Source organism: Acidovorax sp. KPB24-03, from assembly GCF_057546605.1.
Genome location: NZ_BAAJYR010000448.1, coordinates 1 through 2,700, shown reverse-complemented (window position 1 = coordinate 2,700; position 2,700 = coordinate 1). Strand labels below are relative to the sequence as shown.

The following is a 2,700-nucleotide window of genomic DNA, read 5'->3' as shown; positions in this document are numbered from 1 at the left end:
CGGGCCGCGTGCGCATGGAACTGCGCGACTACCGCGAACTGCAGCACCCCGAGCCCGCGCCGTTCGACCGCATCGCCTCGGTGGGCATGTTCGAGCACGTGGGCCGCGCGCACATGCCCGATTACTTCGCCACCGTGCGCCGGCTTTTGCGGCCCGGCGGGCTGCTGCTCAACCACGGCATCACCTCGGGCGGCGTGGACAACGCGCAGCTGGGCGCGGGACTGGGCGACTTCATCGAAAAGTACATCTTCCCGGGCGGCGAGCTGCTGCATGTGAGCGCCGTGCTGCACGATCTGGCGGCCAGCGGCCTGGAGATGGTGGACACCGAGAACCTGCGCCCGCACTACGCGCGCACGCTCTGGGCCTGGTCCGACGCGCTGGAGGCGCGGCTGCAGGAAGCGCTGCGCGTGCTCTCGGCCGGGGTCGGCGCGCCGCAGGGCGAGCGTGCCCTGCGCGCCTACCGCCTCTACCTGGCCGGCAGCGCCATGGGATTCGAGCGCGGCTGGATGGCCCTGCACCAGATGCTGGCCGCGCGGCCCGACGGCGACCTGGCCACCGGCGCCCTGCGCGGGGCCCAGTCGGACTATCCTTTCACCCGCGACTACATGCATTCACGCACCGGCCCGGCCGGGCATTGACGGCTGCAAGCCACCCCATCACCCCTACCTACCTACCCACCCACCCTTACCAAGGACCCTCGCCACCCATGCTGTACAAGTTCAAATCCCGCGCCACCGCCGACGTCATCATGCTGGAGGCCAACGGCCGCCAGCTGCTGCAGATCATGGGCAAGGGCACCGACCCGCACGGCATCGTCACCGCCGCGCAGATCCCCGCCGCGCTCCAGGCACTGGAAGCCGCCGTCGCAGCCGACGACGCCAAGGGTCGGTCCGATGCCGGCGAGGCGCCGGGCAGCGAGGACGACGATGCGGGCGAGCGCCCCGACACCGTGCGCCTGCGCCAGCGCGCGGCGCCGATCATCGACATGCTCCAACGCAGCGCCGCGGAAGGGCACGACGTGGTCTGGTGAACCAGGCCGGACCGGCGCTGCGGCAGGCCGCCATGAGGCCGGGCACGCGGGCGTCGGCCGCGGCACGCAAGTCCCTCCTGGCGGAGGAAGTGAAGGCCAGGATCGGGGCCGGCATGCCGGATTTTTCAGGCGAGAACGTTTCGAATTTCCGCAGCGCGGCACCCGTGGTGCCGATCGGGCCGGCCCGACCTTAAAAGTTCTGAATCCTGCTTCAGCGCGGCGTGGAAAGCGTGAATTTCAGGACCCGGGCACCTACAGTTCGAGTCCGAAGCCAGGGGTCGAGCGACCGTGACGCGAGACCCGGGCCCAGCGCCCCACCGTGGGCACCATATCCTGCGTTCTCACCGCTTTTCATGTTGACTCTCGTTCCGCGCGGCATCCGCAACCACAATCCCGGCAACATCGTGCGCAACCACATCGGCTGGCGCGGCATGGCCGAGGACCAGTCGGCCGACCCCCGGTTCGTGGTGTTCTGCGAGCCGTACTGGGGCCTGCGCGCCATGGCCCTGCTGCTGCGCAACTACCAGGCCAAGTACCAGCTGTGCACCATCGACGGCATCATCCGCCGCTGGGCAGCCTGCGGCGAGTGCGATCCCTGCGACTACGTGCGGCAGGTCGCCGGCAGCCTGGACATCAGCCCCCACGCCTTCATCTGCCTGAACGCCGCGACCCTGCCGCCGGTCATGCGCACCATCGTGCAGCTGGAAAACGGCATGCAGCCCTATCCGGATGGGTTGATCGCCCGGGCGGTCAGCGCGTACTGAACGCCCACCGGGAGGCGTGCGGCCGCGCCACCGCGGCTCAATCCACCTTTGCGCCCGACGCCTTCACCACCTGCGCCCACTTGCGGTGTTCGCTGTCGATGTGTTTGGCGAAGTCGGCCGGCGAGTTGCCGCCGGGGATCGCGCCCTGCGCCAGCAGGCGCTCCTTGACGGCCGGGGTGGCCAGGGCCTTGGCGGTTTCCTGCTGGATGCGGGCCACGATCTCGGGCGGGGTCCCGGCGGGGGCGAGCAGGCCGAACCACGAGCTGGCCTCGTAGCCCTTGAGATCCGGGCCGCCGACTTCCTCCACCGTGGGCACGTCGGGCAGGGCGGGTGAGCGGTGGGCGCTGGTCACGGCCAGGGCCTTGAGCTTGCCGGCCTTGATCTGCGCCATGGAAGACGGCAGGTTGTCGAACATCACGTCCATGTTGCCGCCCACCAGGTCCAGCAGCGCGGGGCCGGAGCCGCGGTAGGGCATGTGCAGCATGTAGGTGCCGGTCATGCTCTTGAACAGCTCGCCGGCCAGGTGGATCGAGGTGCCGTTGCCGCTCGATGCCATGTTCAGCTGGCCGGGGTGCGCCTTGGCGTAGCGGATGAAGTCGGGCACCGACTGGATGCCCAGCGTGCGCGCCTTGTCGGCATTGATCTCCATCACGTTGGGCACGGCCGCCACGAGGGTGATGGGCACGAAGTCCTTGATGGGGTCGTAGGGCAAGCGGTTGTACAGCGCGCGGTTGATGCCGTGCGTGCCGACCGTGCCCATCAGCAGCGTGTAGCCGTCGGCCGGCGACTTGGCGACCACCTCGGCGCCGATGTTGCCGCCCGCGCCGCCCCGGTTGTCCACGATGAACTGCTGGCCGAAGGCGCGGCCCAGCTCGGGCGCCACGGCGCGCGCCAGGATGTCGGTGG

At 70.0% G+C, this 2,700-nt stretch carries 4 protein-coding genes; 3 read left to right on the top strand and 1 reads right to left on the bottom strand.

The window, feature by feature from the left end; all coding sequences use genetic code 11:
• From AC27KI_RS22395 to AC27KI_RS22385, 3 genes are all read left to right on the top strand, one after another.
• Positions 1-638 (top strand): class I SAM-dependent methyltransferase (locus AC27KI_RS22395; protein WP_487089591.1); only part of this gene is annotated, 638 nt, incomplete at its 5' end.
• A gap of 68 nt (positions 639-706) precedes the next feature.
• Complete coding sequence (locus AC27KI_RS22390; RefSeq protein ID WP_284415164.1) at positions 707-1,030, top strand: DUF1840 domain-containing protein; 324 nt, start codon at positions 707-709, stop codon at positions 1,028-1,030.
• Positions 1,031-1,383: 353 nt separating this feature from the next.
• Positions 1,384-1,794 (top strand): structural protein P5, encoded by a 411-nt coding sequence (locus AC27KI_RS22385; RefSeq protein WP_284431647.1) that lies wholly within the window; start codon positions 1,384-1,386, stop codon positions 1,792-1,794.
• 37 nt (positions 1,795-1,831) lie between these two features.
• Here the strand turns inward: AC27KI_RS22385 and AC27KI_RS22380 are convergent.
• Positions 1,832-2,700 (bottom strand): Bug family tripartite tricarboxylate transporter substrate binding protein (locus AC27KI_RS22380; protein ID WP_487115912.1); only part of this gene is annotated, 869 nt, incomplete at its 5' end.